Genomic DNA, 18,165 nt, shown 5'->3' on the forward strand with positions numbered 1-18,165 from the left:
ACCAAGGTGCTGAGCGTGAGAATCTTTTCCGGCCTGGGAGGCAGGCTGCTGCTGGCCTTCTCCCTGATGGCGCTGCTGACCCTGAGCGCCTCCCTGCTCGGGTGGATTGGGCTCACCCACCTGCGCCAGCTGGAGCAGGGGGTGCAGCAGACCCTGGCCGATCAGGAGCGGGCCCGTACCCTGGCGCGCCTGAGCGGCGAGATCCAGAGCGCGTCCCATCTGCTGGCCACGGCGACCAGCGAGGCGGAGCGGGAGCATCAGGGGCGCTTGCTCACCCTGCAGGGGCAGCAGATGCAGCGCCTGCTGGCCCAGCTCGGCGGTGAGGGGGAGAGGCAGGTGCAGGAGCAGCTCCATCCCCTGAGCCAGGCCATCATAGGCAACCTGGGGCAGCAGGGCTGGCTGGTGGGGGAGCGCCTGACCCTGATGGCGCAAGGTGACGCCCTGCGCGCTCGCCTGGTGGCCGCGGCCAGCGAGGTGGCCGAGCTTGCCCGCAGCCAGATGGAGAATGCCGAAACCGTGATGGTGGCGGGGCTCGGCTCCCTCTACCCCTTGCAGGGGCGCGCCGCCGCCGCGGCGATAGACAGGTTGCTGGAGCAGGATCTCGACTGGCTGGAGCAGATGACTGAGCTGCGTCACAGAACCCTGATGCAGCAGCAGCGCATCGAGGAGATCTGGCGCGGCGAGCGGCAGGATCGCTTGCTGGCGCTGTTGCGGGATGGACAGCGGGAGCTGGCGATATTGCAGCTGCGCGCAGGGGCAGTGACGGATCCGGCCCGCCGCCAGGGGGTGGAGCAGGCCCTCTCCGTGCTGGCGCAGAGCGACAAGCTGGTGCAGCTGCGTAGCGACTGGCTCGGCAAGGGGGAGGCGCTGCGGGTGCTGGCCAGCGCCAATGAGGCCTTGATGAGCAGCCTCAACCAGCAGGTGGGTGACCTGGTCAACCGTGCCCGCGACTCCCTGGGAGAGAGTCAGCAGGCCCTGAGCCAGCGTCTCAAGCTGCTGGAGCAGGCCCTGATGGGGATAGGCCTGCTCACCCTGGTGCTGCTGATGCTGTTGATGTGGCGCATGGTCTACGGCCGCATCGTCTGGCCGCTGCAACACGCGGTGGCGGGGATGAGCCGGTTGGCGCGAGGGGATCTGGCCCCCCTGGACCCGATCGTCGGGGCGGGTAGTGACGAGCTGGCGGAGCTGGGGCGTGCCCTGCAGGTGTTTCGTGACAATGCGGTCGAGCTGGGTCGCTACCAGCGGGAGCTGGAGTCACGGGTGGTGGAGCGCACCCGCCAGCTCAGCCATGCCAACCTGCGCCTCAACGAAGAGGTGGAGAACCAGCGCCTGGCCCGCGCCGAGGCGGAGCAGGCCAATAGGGCCAAGTCGGTCTTCCTCGCCACCATGAGTCATGAAATTCGCACCCCCATGAACGGCATTCTGGGGGGCCTGACCCTGCTGGAGGATACCCATCTCAACGAGACCCAGCGGCGCTATCTGGCCGCCATAGAGCACAGCGGCGAATCCTTGCTGGAGATCCTCAACGACATCCTCGATTACTCCAAGATTGAGGCGGGCCACCTGGAGGCGCGCCGGGAACCCTTCCCGCTGCATCAGCTGGTGGATGAGCTGAGCGCCCTGTTCAGGCCCAAGGCAGAGGCCAGGGGAGTGGCCCTGGTGCTGGAATATGCCCCCGCCCTGCCCCCCGTGGTGGAAGGGGATCTGGGCAAGCTGCGCCAGGTGCTCGGGAACCTCTTGGGCAACGCGGTCAAGTTCACCGCCAGGGGGCGGATCTGCCTCGAGGTGAGCCCCCTCCCATGCGGTGGCCCCTGCGCCGAGCCCTGCATCCTGTTCGTGGTGAGCGATACCGGCCCCGGCATTCCGGAGCATGAGCAGGAGGCGGTGTTCGAGGCGTTCCGCCAGCGCAAGCGGGACATGGGGCACCAGGGGGGCACAGGGCTCGGGCTTGCCATCAGCCGCAAGCTGGTGGCCGCCATGGGGGGGGAGCTGTGCCTTGCCAGCCGGCCCGGGGAGGGTTGCCGCTTCAGCTTCAGCCTGCCCCTGCAACGCTCGGCCGCCCAGTTGCCGGCCACGGCTCAGCCGCTGCATCTCGGCCAGTCTCGCGACATCCTGCTGGTGGAGGACAACGAGATCAACCGGCTGGTGGCGCAGGGCATGCTGGTGCGCCTAGGCCACAGTGTCACCCTGGCGGAAGACGGGCGCTCGGCCCTGGCGCGGGTGACAGAGCGGGGTTTCGATCTGGCGCTGCTCGACATCAATCTGCCGGACATGGATGGTCTGACCCTGCGCGAGGATCTGGCTGCCATCAGCGAGGAGGTGCATGAGCGCCCCCTGCCCGCCATCGCCATCTCGGCCCAGATGTACCCCGAGGATATCCGTCTCTGTCTGGAGGCGGGCTTTGCGGACTTTGTCGGCAAACCGGTGCGCCTGGCGGCGCTGGCCAGCGCCATAGACCGGCAGTTCCAGGGAGAGACGACGCAGGCTCCGTCGGGTGCGAGGGAGGGCACCGTCAACCCGCCCGCCCCCCAGGCCGCCAACCCAGTGCTGGACGCGGATCTGGCCTTGCTCGGCAGCCAGCGCATCCGTCAGCTCATCGGATTGTTTGAATCCCAGGGGGCGGCCCTGGTGGCCGCGCTGGTGCGGTGCGAGGGGGAAGAGCGCAAGGGGATGGCCCACAAGCTCAAGGGCAGTGCCCTGGCACTCGGGCTGGATGACTTTGCCGCGCAGTGTGCCGCCCTGGAGGCGGGGGAGGGTGATCCTGCGGGGCTGGCCGGGGAGTTTGAGGCGGCGGTGGCGACGCTCAAGGCGTGGCAGGAGAGGCAGCTGCCAACCCAGGCATGATCCTCAGCCTGGCCTGCTGCCGACGGTTTCTCCGCCGCTTTCTTCCTGCTCCTCGTCTCTATAGAGCGCCTGCTTGCAGCGGGGGCAGATGTGCTGGCGCCGGTAGTCGGCCTGGTGCACCACCCCCACCTCGAGCTGCTGATGGTGGCCGCAATGGATGCAGAAGATGATATCGCCATCGACGGCCTCGGGGTGGGCCGCCAGGTACTGCGCCCGGGTGGGCAGCGCCTCCCAGCTAGTGGTGCAGGCGCCCTTGCGACTGCCGGTGTAGTAGACCCAATAGAAGATGGCAAAGACAGCGACAATCACAAACAGCATCAGATGATCCATGGTGGAGTTCCCCCTTGTGGTGAGAGAGGCAAATGCAGGGCTCTGGTGTGACCCTGTGCGCCAAAGGGCCCTGCCGTTGCCAGCCCATGGCCGCTCGCCAGGCTTCGCAACCGCTGTGCTGTCTAAAGATGTTATCTGTTAGTAAATGCTATATCCATGATCTGGCTCTGGTTTTTGCCCTTCACTGGGGAAGACTCGGAGGGCGGGTCAGGCAGGAGCATCGGGCGCCTGAGGAGGGGCTGAGCCGGCGCAGGGCGTACGGGGCCCGCGAGAGGCAAGGGGGAAGAGGGGCGTCCGGCTTCGAAAATTGCGACGTATTTTACATTTTATAAACAAGTTTTTGGGTGGTTGGACTGTCTCTTTGATCCAGCTCACGTTACAATGCGCGGGCCCACTTCACCTATCGCGCAAACGATTTTCAGGAGATAAACGGATGTTGAAACGTGACATGACCATCGCCGGCTATGATCCAGAGCTGTGGCAGGCCATCACAGACGAAACCCGTCGTCAGGAAGAACATATCGAGCTGATCGCGTCTGAGAACTACACCAGCCCCCGCGTCATGGAAGCCCAGGGCTCCCAGTTGACCAACAAGTACGCTGAAGGCTATCCGGCCAAGCGTTACTACGGCGGTTGCGAGTACGTCGACGTGGTCGAAACCCTGGCCATCGAGCGCGCCAAGGAACTGTTTGGTGCCACCTATGCCAACGTGCAGCCGCACTCCGGTTCCCAGGCCAACAGCGCCGTCTACATGGCCCTGCTGCAGCCGGGCGACACAGTGCTGGGCATGAACCTGGCCCACGGTGGTCACCTGACCCACGGCTCCCCCGTCAACTTCTCCGGCAAGCTGTACAACATCATCCCCTACGGCATCGATGAGTCCGGCAAGATCGACTATGACGAGATGGAGCGCCTGGCCGTTGAGCACAAGCCGAAGATGATGATCGGTGGCTTCTCCGCCTACTCCGGCATTGTCGACTGGGCCCGCATGCGCGAAATCGCCGACAAGATCGGTGCTTACCTGTTCGTCGACATGGCTCACGTGGCCGGTCTGATTGCCGCAGGCGTCTACCCGAACCCGGTGCCCCACGCCCACGTGGTCACCTCCACCACCCACAAGACCCTTGCCGGTCCCCGTGGTGGTCTGATCCTCTCCGCCGCTGACGACGAAGATCTGTACAAGAAGCTGAACTCCGCCGTCTTCCCGGGTGGTCAGGGTGGCCCGCTGATGCACGTCATCGCCGGCAAGGCCGTGGCCTTCAAGGAAGCGTTGGAGCCAGGGTTCAAGACCTATCAGGCCCAGGTCGTGAAAAACGCCAAGGCCATGGCCGCCACCTTCATGGAGCGCGGCTACAAGATCGTCTCCGGCGGTACCGACAACCATCTGATGCTGGTGGATCTGATCGGTCGCGAGCTGACCGGTAAAGAAGCCGACGCCGCTCTTGGCAAGGCCAACATCACCGTCAACAAGAACTCGGTGCCGAATGACCCGCGCTCTCCGTTCGTCACCTCGGGTGTGCGGATCGGTACCCCGGCCATCACCCGCCGTGGTTTCAAGGAAGCCGAGTCCATCGAGCTGACCAACTGGATCTGCGACGTGTTGGACAACCACGACAACGACGCCGTGCTGGCCACAGTTCGCGAGAAGGTGCTGGACATCTGCCGCCGTTTCCCTGTCTATGCCTGATCGGCCAGACAGTCTGGTTTGAGACCAATGCCACCTGCGGGTGGCATTGTTTTTTCTATCGCGGCCCATGGGCTGTGCACTGATGCAACAGTCCGTGTTTAGCAACAGCAAGAGGAGACATGATGACCAGTCAGATCCGGATCGCCGACGAGGAGGCTATCTCGTCCATCCGCCCCCAGTATCACTTTCGCCCGGCGCCCGAGGGGCTGCTGGCGTGGGATGTGCGCAGGCTGGTGAGGCTGAGCCGTGAGCTGCCGGTGCAAGCCGTGCCGCTCTCGCAGATTGCCGAACTGGACAGCGTGCACTGGTACGGGCATGGCAGCGTGAAACCCACTGTGCGCAGCATCATAGAACACTGCCAGCTGATGCTGGCCGCCGATCTCGCCTATCCCATCATACTGGACAGTGCCGGACGGGTGATGGATGGCATGCACAGGGTGAGCAAGGCCCTGATGCAAGGGGCTACCCAGATAGGGGCGGTACAGTTTGAGCAAGATCCGGCTCCCGACTATGTGGATTGCGATCCGGATCTGTTGCCCTACGACAACTGAGCCGGCGTCATTTCAGCCCCAATGCCACCTGCGGGTGGCATTGTTTTTTCTGGGCTTTTACCGGCTTTGGATGGCCGTGCTACACTGGCCGGCCAAGATCCTGACCCTGCGGGGCAGGTGCCTTTTCCGTTAACGCCGGAGGTCAGATGCATTGCCCTTTCTGTAGTGCCGTTGATACCAAGGTGATCGACTCCCGTCTGGTGGCAGAAGGCCATCAGGTGCGCCGCCGTCGTGAATGCCTGCTCTGCCACGAGCGCTTCACCACCTTCGAGATGGCCGAGCTGGTGATGCCCCGAGTCATCAAGTCCAACGGCTCCCGCGAGCCCTTCAATGAAGACAAGCTGCGGGCCGGCATACTGCGGGCCCTGGAGAAGCGGCCGGTGAGCATGGAGGCCATCGAAAAGGGGGTCAACCACATCAAGTCCCGGCTGCGTGCCACCGGCGAGCGCGAAGTCGCCTCCCAGCTGGTGGGCAACCTGGTGATGGATGAGCTCAAGAGCCTGGACAAGGTGGCCTATATCCGCTTCGCCTCCGTCTATCGCAGCTTCGAGGACATCCGCGAATTCGGTGAAGAGATCGCCAAGCTGGAGAAGTAATGCTATCGGGTGGGCAAGGCGATATCCGCTTCGTTTCCACCTATCGCAGCTTCGAGGACATCCGCCTTGTTTATGACAAGAAGCGGTGAAGAGATCGCCAAGCTGGAGAAACAAGCTTTCTCAACGTCCGATCTCGCTGCGCTAATCGAACCTACAACGCCCATTTTCTCGCTTTGAACGGGAGCCCAGATGTTTAGTCAAGATGATTACCAATGGATGAGTCGGGCCCTCGAACTGGCCCGCCGCGGCCGTTACACCACGGCCCCCAATCCCTGTGTGGGCGCCGTGCTGGTGAAGGCCGGCGTTGTGGTGGGGGAGGGCTGGCACCAGCGTGCCGGTGAACCCCATGCCGAGGTCTATGCCCTGCATGCCGCCGGTGAAGAGGCCCGCGGCGCCACCGCCTATGTGACCCTGGAGCCCTGCTCCCATCACGGTCGCACCCCCCCCTGCGCCGAGGCGCTGATCAAGGCCGGGGTGACCCGGGTGGTGGCGGCCATGGTGGATCCCAATCCCCAGGTGGGGGGGCGCGGCCTGCGCATGCTCTCCGAGGCGGGCATCAAGACCGACTTCGGCCTGCTCAGCGCCGAGGCCGAGGCCCTCAATCCGGGCTTCTTCAAGCGGATGCGCACCGCCTTCCCGCAGGTGACTGTCAAGCTCGGTGCCAGCCTCGATGGTCGCACCGCCATGGCGAGTGGCGAGAGCCAGTGGATCACCTCCCCGGAGGCGCGTCGCGACGTGCAGCGGCTGCGTGCCCGCCACGATGCTGTGCTCTCCAGCGCCGAGACTGTGCTGGCCGACGGCGCCTCCCTCAGCGTGCGCTGGGACGAGTTGCCGGCCTCTGTCAAGGCAAGCTATCCCAGGGAGACCCTGCGCCAGCCGCTGCGGGTCATCGTCGATTCCCAGAACCGGCTCACCCCGGACCTGCCCCTGTTCCAGAGCGAGAGCCCCGTGCTGCTGGCCCGTCACAAGGTCGACGGGGACTGGCCTGCCTGGGTGCAGCAGCTGACCCTGCCGCTGCTGGATGGCAAGCTGGATCTGGTGAGCCTCTTTATGCTGCTGGCCAAGCAGAACATCAACTCTGTGCTGGTGGAGGCGGGCCCCAGGCTGTGCGGCGCCCTGCTGGCCAAGGGGCTGGTGGACGAGCTGGTGCTCTATCAGGCCCCCAAGCTGCTGGGGGATGAGGGGCGCGGCCTGTTCCACCTGCCGGAGTTGACCAAGCTGTTCCAGGCCCCCAAGCTCCAGCTCAAGGATGTGCGCCTGGTGGGGCAGGATATTCGCATCACAGCGAAAATTGCCTGATTTTTCACTGTCTATCGGGGCCGGTTCGGCCCCGTCATCATCAAGGTGATCTGCATGTTTACCGGAATTATCGAAGCCATGGGCACCCTGGCTGCCCTGCGCCGCCAGGGGGATGACATGGCCCTCACCGTCCATGCACCGACCCTGGACTTTGGCGACGTCAAGCTGGGCGACTCCATCGCCACCAACGGCGTCTGCCTGACCGTGGTGGCCCTGGGGGACAAGAGCTACACCGCCGACGTCTCCCTTGAGACCCTCTCTCGCACCGGTTTTGCCGAGGCCAAGGTGGGGGATCCGGTGAATCTCGAGAAGGCGCTGATGCCGAGCTCCCGCCTCGGTGGCCACCTGGTCTCGGGCCACGTGGATGGCATAGGCGAGGTGAAGAGCAAGTCCAGCAGCGGCCGCGCCATCGAGTACTGGATCCAGGCGCCACAGGAACTTTCTCGCTACATAGCCGAGAAGGGGTCGATTGCGGTGGATGGCATCAGTCTGACGGTCAACGCCGTGCAGGGGGATCTCTTTCGCCTGACCATAGTGCCCCACACCGCGCAGGAGACCACCATAGCCCGCTGGAAACCGGGCCACAGGGTGAACCTGGAGGTGGATCAAATCGCCCGCTATCTGGAGCGACTGATGCAGGGCAGGGCGCAGGAGCAGGGCGGATCCAGCCTGACCCTGGAGACCCTGGCCCGATCCGGGTTTATCTGACAGGCAGGCGAGCGGGCAAAATACGGTTCTGTGATCCCGCTCCGATTGAAATGGGGCCCCGCGCCCCCATCTAGCACACAATGATGCAGTATCAAGCCGAGCCGGCAGGCTCAATTCCCCAAGCATGTTGATGGAGTAGCCCATGGCGCTGAGCACAACCCAGGAAATCATTGCCGATATCAAGGCAGGCAAGATGGTGATCCTGATGGATGACGAAGACAGGGAGAACGAAGGGGACCTCATCATGGCCGCCTCCTGTGTCCGTCCGGAGGATATCAACTTCATGGCCCGTTACGGCAGGGGCTTGATCTGCCTGACCCTGACCCGGGATCGCTGCAAGCAGCTGGCGCTGCCGCTGATGGTGGACAGGAACAACGCCCAGTTCTCCACCGCCTTCACCGTGACCATAGAAGCGGCCGAGGGGGTGACCACCGGCATCTCAGCCGCCGATCGCGCCGTCACCGTACAGGCCGCCGTCGCACCGAACGCCAAGGCTGCCGATCTGGTGCAGCCTGGCCACATCTTCCCGCTGATGGCGCAGGATGGCGGCGTGCTGACCCGTGCCGGCCATACCGAGGCGGGCTGCGATCTGGCCCGTCTGGCCGGATACGAGGCGGCCTCCGTCATCGTCGAGATCCTCAACGAGGATGGCACCATGGCGCGCCGTCCCGACCTTGAGGTCTTCGCCGAGCAGCACGGCATCAAGCTCGGCACCATCGCCGACCTCATCGAGTATCGCAACCAGCACGAGACCACGGTGGAGAAGGTGGCCGAGTGCAAGCTGCCCACCGAGTTCGGGGAATTTGATCTGGTCACCTTCCGCGACACCATAGACAACCAGGTGCACTTCGCCCTCAAGAAAGGCGAGGTGAAAGCCGACCAGCCGACCCTGGTGCGGGTCCATCTGCACGACGTGCTGAGCGATCTGCTGCTGACGGATCGCCACAGCGCCCGCAGCTGGCCGCTGCCCAAATCCATGGCCCGCATCGCCGAAGAGGGCGGTGTGCTGGTGATCCTGGGGGCCGAAGCCCAGGGCGCCGAGCTGCTGGCCCGGGTCAAAGGCTTTGAAGCCGCCGACAAGGGACTGGCACCGGAAGGGGCCAAGTGGCAGGGCACCTCGCGCCGGGTCGGTGTGGGTTCCCAGATCCTCAAGGCGCTCGGGGTCGGCAAGATGCGCCTCTTGAGCTCGCCGAAGAAATACCATGCCCTAGGCGGTTTCGGTCTGGAAGTGGTGGAATACGTCGGCGAGTAAGCGCTTTGGTACTCGCTCGATGAAATATCCCCCTCTTCCCGCGGCTTCGGCCTTGAGGTGGTGGAGTACGTCGGCGAACAAGTCCCTGCTGGCTTGAATGACTATCATGGCCGCACGTTGCGGCCATGGTTTTTTGTCGCGGCTCTGTTGTGCTAGAATGCGTGCACTTTTGGCCCCGGCCCCTATTGATTGCACAGAGACAGGATTTCCAATGAAGATTATCGAAGGAAATATCGCCGCTCCCGAGGCGCGTGTTGCTATTGTCGTTGCCCGTTTCAACAGCTTCATCAATGACAGCCTGGTGAACGGCGCGCTGGACGTGCTGAAGCGTCAAGGCCAGGTCCAGGACAGCAATCTCACCCTGGTGCGTGTGCCGGGTGCCGTCGAAATTCCCCTGGCAGCCAAGAAGCTGGCCAAGAGCGGTCAATACGACGCCATAGTCGCGCTCGGTACCGTCATCCGTGGCGGCACCTATCACTTCGAACTGGTGGCGAGCGAGAACGGCAAGGGGCTGGCCCAGGTGATGATGGAGTATGAAATTCCCGTCGCCTTCGGCGTACTGACCACTGAAAATATTGAACAAGCCATCGAGCGCGCCGGTACCAAGGCGGGTAACAAGGGTGCAGAGGCTGCACTGAGCGCGCTCGAAATGATCAACGTCCTGAAACAGCTGGACGTGTAACGAGGAGAAGTACATTGAAACCGTCCGAGCGCCGTAAGGCCCGCCATTGCGCCACCCAAGCCATCTACCAGTGGCAGATGACCCAGGCCAACGTGGGCGACATCGAAGAGCAGTTCAAGATCGATCAGGACACCAAGGGTGTGGACCTGAGCTATTTCCGCGATCTGCTGTTCGGGGTAGCGGTCCACTGCAACGAGCTGGACAAGGTGTTCTCACCTTTCCTCTCCCGTCCGCTGGAAGAAGTGGACATGGTGGACAAGGCGATCCTGCGTCTGGCGACCTACGAGCTGACCCGTCGTGATGATGTGCCGCCGCGCGTGGTGATCAACGAAGCGATCGAGCTGGCCAAAGCCTTCGCCGCCGATGACAGCCACAAGTTTGTCAACGGTGTACTGGACAAGGTGATCAAGACGCTGCCCAAGCGTTGATCCCGCCGTCCATCAGCATTCAGTGCTGATAGATGCTCTGTCGCGAGAAGTCGTCAGCAAGGTGAAGAGCAGCGCAGGGGCCGGAGTGTATAGAGATACATGAGGAGCCCGAGCAGCAGATGAGCCTTGATCACTATGTCGCAGCAAGCGCATCAACAGCATCTAAGAGAGGAGCCAGCTTAACCGCTGGCTTTTTACTGTATGGGTGAATTTGAGCTGATTGAGAAGTACTTCAAGGTCCCCCACGCCCGCAAGGACGTGGTGATGGGCCCAGGGGATGACTGCGCCCTGCTGACCCTGCCCGCCGATACCATGCTGGCGGTGAGCACGGATACCCTGGTGAGCGGCGTGCACTTCTTCCCGGACATGGATCCGGTGGATCTGGGCTACAAGGCGCTGGCGGTCAACCTCTCCGATCTTGCCGCCATGGGGGCCGAGCCGCGCTGGGTCTCCCTGGCGCTGACCCTGCCCGCCGTCAACGAGGCCTGGGTCGCGGGCTTTGCGGAAGGGTTCCTCGAGCTCGCCGAATATTACAATGTGGCCCTGGTGGGGGGGGACATGACCCGCGGGCCACTCTCCATCACCGTTTCGGTGAAGGGATCCGTGCCGACCGGCCGTGCCCTGATGCGCAGCGGCGCCAGGGTAGGGGACGGCATCTATGTCACCGGCACCCTGGGGGATGCGGCCCTGGCCCTCTCCCATCTGCTGGGCAAACGCACCCTCAACGAGAACCAGCTGGCGGCCGTGCTGCCCAGGCTCGATCATCCCCATCCCCGCATCCTGGCCGGTCAGGCCTTGCGCGGGCTGGCAAGCAGCGCGCTGGATCTCTCCGACGGCCTGGCTTCCGATCTCGGTCATATCCTCAAGGCGTCCGGCGTGCGGGCCCAGATAGATCTGGACCTGCTGCCCCTCTCGCCCGTGTTGCAGGACGCCGTGCCCGCACGGGATGCCTGGCAGCTGGCGCTGGCCGGTGGCGATGACTACGAGCTCTGCTTCACTGTGCCACAAGAGCATCACGGTGCCCTGGACACGGCGCTGGCCAACTGCGGCGTCAGGTTCACCCGCATCGGCCGCATCCAGGCCGGCGACCCCGGCATCGACTATGTGCAGGATGAGCAGCCGGTCGAGCTTCATCTCAAGGGCTGGGATCACTTCGCATGAGCTTTTTCAAGATAAGGCCCGAGCTGAAAGGCCTGAGCCTGAAGAACCCGCTCCACTGCCTGGCGCTGGGCTTTGGTGCCGGTCTCTCCCCCAGGGCACCGGGCACCATGGGGACCCTGGTAGCCATTCCGCTCTACCTGCTGGTGAGCGGTCTGCCGACCCCCTGGTTCATCGCCCTGCTGGCGGTGGGGTTCGTGGCGGGCATTCGCATCTGCCAGGCGGCCACCGATGCCATCGGCATGCCGGATCACGGTGCCATCGTCTGGGACGAGGTGATAGGTTTCGGCGTCACCATGATAGCGGCGCCCGCCGGCTGGGAGTGGGTGCTGGCCGGCTTCGTGCTGTTCCGGCTGTTCGACGTGCTCAAGCCCTGGCCCATCTCCTGGTTCGATCGCCGTATCCATGGCGGGCTCGGCATCATGCTGGATGACCTCATCGCCGGTCTGTTCGCCCTGCTCTGCATGCAGTTGCTGGCCTGCTGGTAAGGCGGGGTCGGCGGTCACGGCGGGCTTGGCCCTCGATGCCGCGCAGTGTCATCCTCTGCCTGCCCGCTCTTTCCATACAATTAAGCTTCAGGCGCAGTTCCTTGATGGGACTGCGCCTTTTTGTATGCAATCCCCCCGGCTTGTCCGGTGACGGCGCGCTGGGCTCTGGCAGATCATTCTGAGTTGACCCTATTTATCTCTGCTTAGTTTTCCTTCATCCAGATATGCTGCCGTTAAAAAATCATTTCACATAAATATTCACTACTCATTCGAAGCCGCGTAGTCTGTGTTGAATAGTGGATTCGATTGCTTGTTACATCTTTGTTGAAATTTAAATAAGCTAATCACTCGCATTGCCATCACAATCTCTGTTAATGTGATATTTATCGACATTTTGCGCCAATGACGAGTGCGTTATCTGCGCAAAGTATTGCGAAATTGTATAACTGGATCATTTACACCCGCGGGCAAACCGACTAACTTACTCGCGGGTTATTCCAAAAAAATGCAAAAAACCCGCCCGGATCGCTGGTTTGGCTGCCTCATGGATTGAGCGTTTATTACACAAGACAAGCTCTCAACATAAGTACCAAGGCACAACCAGCATCTGCGGCTGATTTACGGACGAATTATTTGGGACGGATGTCCCCCGCAGAGGTAACCATGTCCTTGCTCGAAGTGAAAAACTTGCGGATCGAGTACCCCTCCCGCTATGGGGTGCTGGCCGCGGTCAAGGATCTCTCTTTTTCCGTGGAAAAAGGCGAGATCGTCGGTGTGGTCGGTGAATCAGGTGCCGGCAAGTCCACCATAGGCAATGCCGTCATCGATCTGTTGAGCCCGCCCGGTCGCATCGCCCGTGGCGATATCTACCTCAACGGCGAGCTCATCTCCGGTAAGAGCCAGAACGAGATGCGGGCCATCCGTGGCTCCCGTATCGGCTTCATCTTCCAGGATCCCATGACCTCCCTCAATCCGCTGTTCACCGTTGAACAGCAGTTGGTGGAGACCATACTGGCCAATACCGATCTCAATCGCGAGGCCGCCTTTGCCAAGGCCCTCGAGCTGATGGGGGCGGTCGGGATACCGCAGCCGGAAATCCGCATCAAGCAGTATCCACACCAGTTCTCCGGTGGCATGCGCCAGCGGGTGGTCATCGCCATAGCGCTGTCGGGGGATCCCGAGCTCATCATCGCCGATGAGCCGACCACGGCGCTGGATGTCTCCATTCAGGACCAGATCCTCCAGCTCATCCGCAACCTCTGCAAGGAGCGTCAGGTGGGCTGCATGCTGGTGACCCACGACATGGGCGTGGTCTCCAACGTCACCGACAAGGTGGCTGTCATGTATCGCGGGGATCTGGTGGAGTTCGGCACCACAGAACAGGTGCTGGGTCGCCCCAGCCACCCCTATACCCGCAGCCTCATCTCGGCGGTGCCCCGCTCGGATGTGAAGCTGGTGCGTTTCCCGCTGGTCTCCTATATCGAGGATGCCGGTGCGCCGGATCTCAGCATAGATCTCAAGACCCACTGGCTCGGCCAGAGTCAGGACGAGCGCAGCTATGAAGGTGCCCTGCTGCGGGTGGAGAACGTGGATCTGAAGTTCGTCACCAAGGATTCCATCTTCCCGAGTCGTCGCCAGTACGTGCGTGCCTGTAACAACATCAGCTTCGAGATCTTCGAAGGGGAGACCTTCGGTCTGGTGGGGGAGTCGGGCTCCGGCAAATCCACCATAGCCCGTGCCATCACAGGCCTCTATCCGCCCGATACCGGCAAGATCTTCTTCGAGGGGATCGACCTCACCGCGCTCAAGGGTGAGCATGAGCGCCGCCCGCTGCGCCGCCAGATGCAGATGGTGTTCCAGAACCCTTACTCCTCGATGAACCCGCGCATGAAGGTGCGTGACATCATCGCCGAGCCGATCCGCTTCCACAAACTGGCGAGCAGCGAGAGCCAGATCCAGGGCATAGTGAGCGATCTGCTGGATCACGTCGGCCTCGGCCGCGGGGCCGGGGTCAAGTATCCCCACGAGTTCTCAGGTGGTCAGCGCCAGCGTATCTCTATCGCCCGCGCCCTGGCGACCCGGCCGCGCTTCCTCATCTGCGACGAGCCCACCTCGGCGCTGGATGTCTCGGTGCAGGCCCAGATCCTCAACCTGCTCAAGGATTTGCAGCAGGAGCTTGGGCTCACCATGCTGTTCATCAGCCACGATCTGCCGGTCATCCGCCAGATGTGCGATCGCATCGGCGTGATGCAGCACGGCCACCTGGTGGAGGTCGCGGAGACCGAAAAACTGTTTACCAATGCCGAGCATGAGTACAGCCGCAAGCTGATCTCCCTCATGCCGGAATTTAAGGGAATGTCCCGCGAGGGGCTGGAAATCGCAAGCTAGGAAAGCACCGGTTCGCCGGTTTGTCTGTCAATAAAAAGCCAAAAGCATGGAGAAAGACATGAAGAAAGGATTATCCAAGATCGCCATGGCGCTGTTCGCCGCTGGTCTCGCGTTCAACGTTTCTGCCGCCGACATCAAGGTTGCCGTCGCCTCTGACGCCACCTCGCTGGACCCGCAGGAGCAGCTCTCCGGTCAGACCCTGGAGATGTCTCACCTGGTGTTCGATCCCCTGATGCGTTACACCCAGGATCTGCAATTCGAGCCGCGTCTGGCCGAGAAGTATGAGCGCATCGACGACAAGACCGTCCGCTTCCACCTGCGCAAGGGTGTCAAGTTCCACTCCGGCAACGACTTCACCGCCGATGACGTGGTATGGACAGTCAACCGTCTGAAGGCCTCCCCGGACTTCAAGGCGATCTTCGACCCCATCGCCGAAGCCAAGAAGGTGGATGACTTCACCGTGGATCTCGTCACCGCCAAGCCGTTCCCGCTGGTGCTGCAGACCGTTACCTACATCTTCCCGATGGACTCCAAGTTCTACAGCGGCAAGGATGAAGCCGGCAAGGACAAGGCCGCCATCGTCAAGAACGGCGACTCCTATGCCTCTACCCATGTTTCCGGTACTGGTCCGTTCAGCGTCAAGTTCCGCGAGCAGGGCGTGAAGCTGGAGTATGCCCGCAACGCCAACTACTGGGACAAGGCCTCCAAGGGCAACGTCCAGAACCTGACAGTGGTGCCGATCAAGGAAGACGCGACCCGCGTAGCCGCCCTGCTGGGTGGTGATGTGGACATGATCTACCCGGTTGCCCCGAACGATCTGGAGCGAGTGAAGAACGGCAAGGATTCCCAGCTGGTGACCCTGTCCGGTACCCGCGCCATCATCATCGAGCTGAACCAGAACACCAACCCGGCGCTCAAAGACAAGCGCGTGCGTCAGGCAATCAACTACGCCATCAACCAGGTGGGCATTGTCGACAAGATCAACAAGGGCTTCGGTACCCCCGCTGGCCAGCTGAGCCCGAAAGGCTATGCCGGTTACAACGAGGCGCTCAAGCCCCAGTATGATCTGGCCAAGGCCAAGGAGCTGATGAAGGAAGCCGGTTACGAGAAGGGCTTCAAGATGACCTTCATCTCCCCGGCTGCCCGCTACGTCAACGACGTCAAGATCGCCCAGGCCGTCTCCGCCATGCTGTCCAAGATCAACATCAAGGTGGATCTGAAGACCATGCCGGTTGCCCAGTACTGGCCCGAGTTTGACAAGTGCGCCTCCGACATGCAGTTGATCGGCTGGCACTCCGACACCGAAGACAGTGCGAACTTCTTCGAGTTCCTGACCTTCACCAAGGATGCCAAGACCGGCATGGGTCAGTACAACTGCGGCGGTTATGCCAACGCAGAAGCTGACAAGATGGTGATGGAAGCGAACACCGAAACTGATCCGGCCAAGCGTGCCGCCATCCTGCAGAAGGTGGAAGCCATGCTGATCGACGACGCTGCCTACGTGCCCTTGCACTGGGAAGACCTGGCCTACGGTGCCAAGAAGAACGTCGACATCAAGCCTGTGGTCAACGTGATGAACTTCCCTTACCTGGGTGACCTGGTGGTCAACAAGTAAGTGAAGCGCTAAGGAAGGACCTGGCGGGGTGCCCATGGGTGCCCCGTCATTAACAGAAGCCTGTGCCAAGACACAGGCCACGTAGAAGGACAAGCATGTTTACATTCCTGCTGAAACGGTTCTATCAGGCCGTGATAGTGATGTTCGTCATCAGCCTGGTCGCCTTCTCCATCCAGGACAACCTGGGGGATCCGCTGCGCGAGCTGGTGGGACAATCCGTCTCCGAGTCCGTGCGCCAGGAGCTGCGCGACAAAATGGGCCTCAACGATCCCTTTTTGGTGAAATACAGCCGCTTCTTGCAGAACGCGGTGCAAGGGGATCTGGGCACCTCCTATTTCTTCAAGCGACCGGCCCTCGAGGTGATCCTCGACAAGCTGGTGGCTACCCTTGAGCTGGTGTTTGCTGCCGCGCTCATCATCGTCGTGGTCTCCATTCCGCTGGGGGTTTATTCGGCGATAAGACCACGCAGTTTCCTGACCAAGCTCATCATGGCGGTGAGCAGCATCGGCATCTCGATCCCGGTCTTCCTGACCGCCATCATGCTGATGTACCTCTTCTCCATCCAGCTGGGCTGGCTGCCGGCCTATGGTCGTGGCGAGACCTACAACCTGCTGGGCTGGGAGTCGGGCTTCTTCACCTGGGACGGTATCAAGCACCTGATCCTGCCTGCGGTGTCCCTCTCCTCCATCATGCTGCCGCTGTTCATCCGGCTGGTACGCTCCGAGATGCTGGAGCAGCTCTCCTCCGAGTACGTGAAGTTCGCCCGTGCCAAGGGGCTGGACAACAACAAGGTCTACTACAGCCACGCCCTCAAAAACACCATGCTGCCGGTCATCACAGTCGGCGGCGTGCAGATCGGCACCATGGTGGCCTACACCATACTGACCGAGAGCGTGTTCCAGTGGCCGGGGACGGGTTTCCTGTTCCTCGAGGCGATCCACAGGGTCGATACCCCGCTGATCACCGCTTACGTCATCTTCGTGGGCCTTATCTTCGTGGTGACCAATACCCTGGTCGACCTGCTCTACGGGTTCATCAACCCGACCGTCAACCTGACCGCCAAGGGGTAACAGATGACTAACGCTGTAACTGCAAGCCCAAGCCGTTGGGCGCGATTCAAGAACTCTGACATCGTCTACTACTTCCTGCGGGACAAGGTAGCCATGTTCAGCTTTGCGGTGTTCGTGGTGTTCGTACTGGCGGCGCTGCTGGCGCCCTGGCTGGCACCGCACAACGTCTATGACCAGACCAGCTTCGATCTGATGGATGCGGAGCTGCCGCCCTCCTGGCTGGAAGGGGGCGAGGCGCGCTTCTGGCTCGGTACCGACAACCAGGGACGGGACATCTGGAGCACCATCCTCTATGGCGCCCGCATCTCGTTGACCATAGGCCTGTTCGCCGTCGGCCTGCAGCTGGTGCTCGGCATCGTCATCGGCCTGATCGCCGGTTACTTCGGTGGTCGCATCGACAACCTGCTGATGCGCTTTGCCGACGTGCAGCTGTCGTTCTCCACCATGATGGTGGCCATCATCATCTCCGCCATCTTCCAGGCGACCTTTGGCTCCGAGTTCTACTCTAAGTTCGCCATCCTGATGCTGGTGGTGATCATCGGCATCGCCGAGTGGCCCCAGTACGCCCGGACGGTACGCGCCTCCGTGCTGGCGGAGAAGAAGAAGGAGTATGTGGAAGCGGCCCAGGTGATGGGGTTCCGTGCCCCGCGCATCATGTTCCGCCACATACTGCCGAACTGCCTGTCGCCCATCCTGGTCATTTCCACTGTGCAGGTGGCGAACGCCATCATGAGCGAGGCGGCACTCTCCTTCCTCGGTCTGGGCATGCCGGTGGATCAGCCGTCGCTGGGGTCGCTGATCAGCGTGGGCTTCAACTACATCTTCTCCGGCTCCTGGTGGATCACCGCCTTCCCGGGCATCTGCCTGGTGGTGCTGGTGCTGGTCATCAACCTACTGGGTGACTGGCTGCGGGATGTGTTCAACCCCAAGATCTACAAGGGCTGATAAAAACCTGTCCTCACACTTACTGCGAGGGCGTGATCAAGGCTCATGTGCTGCTCGCTTATGTGGAACCAAAGAGTGCTCACGTATGTCTATACGCTCCGGTTCCTGAGCAGCTTGTAACCTT

Annotated in this window: 16 protein-coding genes; 15 read left to right on the forward strand and 1 reads right to left on the reverse strand. The window is 62.0% G+C overall.

What is annotated here, in order from left to right; all coding sequences use genetic code 11:
• Positions 1–15 precede the first annotated feature (15 nt).
• Complete coding sequence (gene torS / locus AB5Y91_RS11945) at positions 16–2,844, forward strand: TMAO reductase system sensor histidine kinase/response regulator TorS (protein WP_368169894.1); 2,829 nt, start codon at positions 16–18, stop codon at positions 2,842–2,844.
• Positions 2,845–2,847: 3 nt separating this feature from the next.
• Here the strand turns inward: torS and AB5Y91_RS11950 are convergent, their stop codons facing one another.
• Entirely contained in the window at positions 2,848–3,174 is a 327-nt protein-coding gene (locus AB5Y91_RS11950; RefSeq protein ID WP_163154276.1) for a hypothetical protein, read from the reverse strand.
• 433 nt (positions 3,175–3,607) lie between these two features.
• Between AB5Y91_RS11950 and glyA the strand changes: the two genes are divergently transcribed.
• The 14 genes from glyA (at position 3,608) to AB5Y91_RS12020 (ending at position 18,041) form a co-directional block, all read left to right on the forward strand.
• Positions 3,608–4,861: a serine hydroxymethyltransferase gene (gene glyA, locus AB5Y91_RS11955; protein ID WP_106887638.1), complete on the forward strand. Its 1,254-nt coding sequence runs from the start codon at positions 3,608–3,610 to the stop codon at positions 4,859–4,861.
• 122 nt (positions 4,862–4,983) lie between these two features.
• Positions 4,984–5,412 (forward strand): hypothetical protein, encoded by a 429-nt coding sequence (locus AB5Y91_RS11960; RefSeq protein WP_368169895.1) that lies wholly within the window; start codon positions 4,984–4,986, stop codon positions 5,410–5,412.
• 146 nt (positions 5,413–5,558) lie between these two features.
• Positions 5,559–6,008 carry a transcriptional regulator NrdR gene (gene nrdR / locus AB5Y91_RS11965; RefSeq protein ID WP_025326027.1) on the forward strand — a complete coding sequence of 150 codons (450 nt, stop codon included), beginning with the start codon at positions 5,559–5,561 and terminating at the stop codon, positions 6,006–6,008.
• Between the two features lie 189 nt (positions 6,009–6,197).
• A complete protein-coding gene (gene ribD / locus AB5Y91_RS11970; protein ID WP_368169896.1) occupies positions 6,198–7,307 on the forward strand; it encodes a bifunctional diaminohydroxyphosphoribosylaminopyrimidine deaminase/5-amino-6-(5-phosphoribosylamino)uracil reductase RibD in 1,110 nt (369 codons plus the stop codon).
• Between the two features lie 54 nt (positions 7,308–7,361).
• Positions 7,362–8,015, forward strand: coding sequence for a riboflavin synthase (locus AB5Y91_RS11975; protein WP_106887635.1), 654 nt, complete (start codon positions 7,362–7,364; stop codon positions 8,013–8,015).
• Between the two features lie 142 nt (positions 8,016–8,157).
• Positions 8,158–9,267, forward strand: coding sequence for a bifunctional 3,4-dihydroxy-2-butanone-4-phosphate synthase/GTP cyclohydrolase II (gene ribBA, locus AB5Y91_RS11980; protein ID WP_163136400.1), 1,110 nt, complete (start codon positions 8,158–8,160; stop codon positions 9,265–9,267).
• Positions 9,268–9,478: 211 nt separating this feature from the next.
• On the forward strand, positions 9,479–9,949 hold the full coding sequence (gene ribE, locus AB5Y91_RS11985) for a 6,7-dimethyl-8-ribityllumazine synthase (protein WP_106887633.1): 471 nt from the start codon (positions 9,479–9,481) through the stop codon (positions 9,947–9,949).
• A 14-nt stretch (positions 9,950–9,963) separates the two neighbouring features.
• Positions 9,964–10,377, forward strand: a complete 414-nt coding sequence (nusB, locus tag AB5Y91_RS11990) for a transcription antitermination factor NusB (protein WP_025326032.1) — start codon at positions 9,964–9,966, stop codon at positions 10,375–10,377.
• A 201-nt stretch (positions 10,378–10,578) separates the two neighbouring features.
• Positions 10,579–11,538: a thiamine-phosphate kinase gene (gene thiL, locus AB5Y91_RS11995; protein ID WP_111910394.1), complete on the forward strand. Its 960-nt coding sequence runs from the start codon at positions 10,579–10,581 to the stop codon at positions 11,536–11,538.
• Positions 11,535–12,023: a phosphatidylglycerophosphatase A gene (locus tag AB5Y91_RS12000; protein ID WP_368169897.1), complete on the forward strand. Its 489-nt coding sequence runs from the start codon at positions 11,535–11,537 to the stop codon at positions 12,021–12,023. The genes thiL and AB5Y91_RS12000 overlap by 4 nt, the downstream gene beginning before the upstream one ends.
• Positions 12,024–12,686: 663 nt before the next feature.
• Positions 12,687–14,411, forward strand: coding sequence for an ABC transporter ATP-binding protein (locus tag AB5Y91_RS12005; RefSeq protein ID WP_106887630.1), 1,725 nt, complete (start codon positions 12,687–12,689; stop codon positions 14,409–14,411).
• A 58-nt stretch (positions 14,412–14,469) separates the two neighbouring features.
• A complete protein-coding gene (locus tag AB5Y91_RS12010) occupies positions 14,470–16,026 on the forward strand; it encodes an ABC transporter substrate-binding protein (protein WP_106887629.1) in 1,557 nt (518 codons plus the stop codon).
• 95 nt (positions 16,027–16,121) lie between these two features.
• The gene (locus AB5Y91_RS12015) at positions 16,122–17,096 is read left to right on the forward strand and encodes an ABC transporter permease (RefSeq protein ID WP_106887628.1); all 975 of its coding nucleotides are present in this window, start codon (positions 16,122–16,124) and stop codon (positions 17,094–17,096) included.
• A 3-nt stretch (positions 17,097–17,099) separates the two neighbouring features.
• Entirely contained in the window at positions 17,100–18,041 is a 942-nt protein-coding gene (locus tag AB5Y91_RS12020; protein WP_025326038.1) for an ABC transporter permease, read from the forward strand.
• Positions 18,042–18,165: the final 124 nt, after the last annotated feature.

Origin of the sequence: Aeromonas sp. R4-3 (assembly GCF_040908275.1) — a bacterium.
In the GTDB taxonomy this organism is placed as follows: Bacteria; Pseudomonadota; Gammaproteobacteria; order Enterobacterales; family Aeromonadaceae; genus Aeromonas; species Aeromonas rivipollensis.

Coding starts and splice junctions, on each gene's coding strand:
- ribD (WP_368169896.1), top strand. CDS start 6,198: ATGTTTAGTCAAGATGATTACCAATGGATGAGTCGGGCCCTCGAACTG.
- AB5Y91_RS12000 (WP_368169897.1), top strand. CDS start 11,535: ATGAGCTTTTTCAAGATAAGGCCCGAGCTGAAAGGCCTGAGCCTGAAG.
- AB5Y91_RS11950 (WP_163154276.1), bottom strand. CDS start 3,174: ATGGATCATCTGATGCTGTTTGTGATTGTCGCTGTCTTTGCCATCTTC.
- ribE (WP_106887633.1), top strand. CDS start 9,479: ATGAAGATTATCGAAGGAAATATCGCCGCTCCCGAGGCGCGTGTTGCT.
- ribBA (WP_163136400.1), top strand. CDS start 8,158: ATGGCGCTGAGCACAACCCAGGAAATCATTGCCGATATCAAGGCAGGC.
- AB5Y91_RS12020 (WP_025326038.1), top strand. CDS start 17,100: ATGACTAACGCTGTAACTGCAAGCCCAAGCCGTTGGGCGCGATTCAAG.
- glyA (WP_106887638.1), top strand. CDS start 3,608: ATGTTGAAACGTGACATGACCATCGCCGGCTATGATCCAGAGCTGTGG.
- nrdR (WP_025326027.1), top strand. CDS start 5,559: ATGCATTGCCCTTTCTGTAGTGCCGTTGATACCAAGGTGATCGACTCC.
- AB5Y91_RS12010 (WP_106887629.1), top strand. CDS start 14,470: ATGAAGAAAGGATTATCCAAGATCGCCATGGCGCTGTTCGCCGCTGGT.
- AB5Y91_RS11975 (WP_106887635.1), top strand. CDS start 7,362: ATGTTTACCGGAATTATCGAAGCCATGGGCACCCTGGCTGCCCTGCGC.
- thiL (WP_111910394.1), top strand. CDS start 10,579: ATGGGTGAATTTGAGCTGATTGAGAAGTACTTCAAGGTCCCCCACGCC.
- AB5Y91_RS12015 (WP_106887628.1), top strand. CDS start 16,122: ATGTTTACATTCCTGCTGAAACGGTTCTATCAGGCCGTGATAGTGATG.
- AB5Y91_RS12005 (WP_106887630.1), top strand. CDS start 12,687: ATGTCCTTGCTCGAAGTGAAAAACTTGCGGATCGAGTACCCCTCCCGC.
- AB5Y91_RS11960 (WP_368169895.1), top strand. CDS start 4,984: ATGACCAGTCAGATCCGGATCGCCGACGAGGAGGCTATCTCGTCCATC.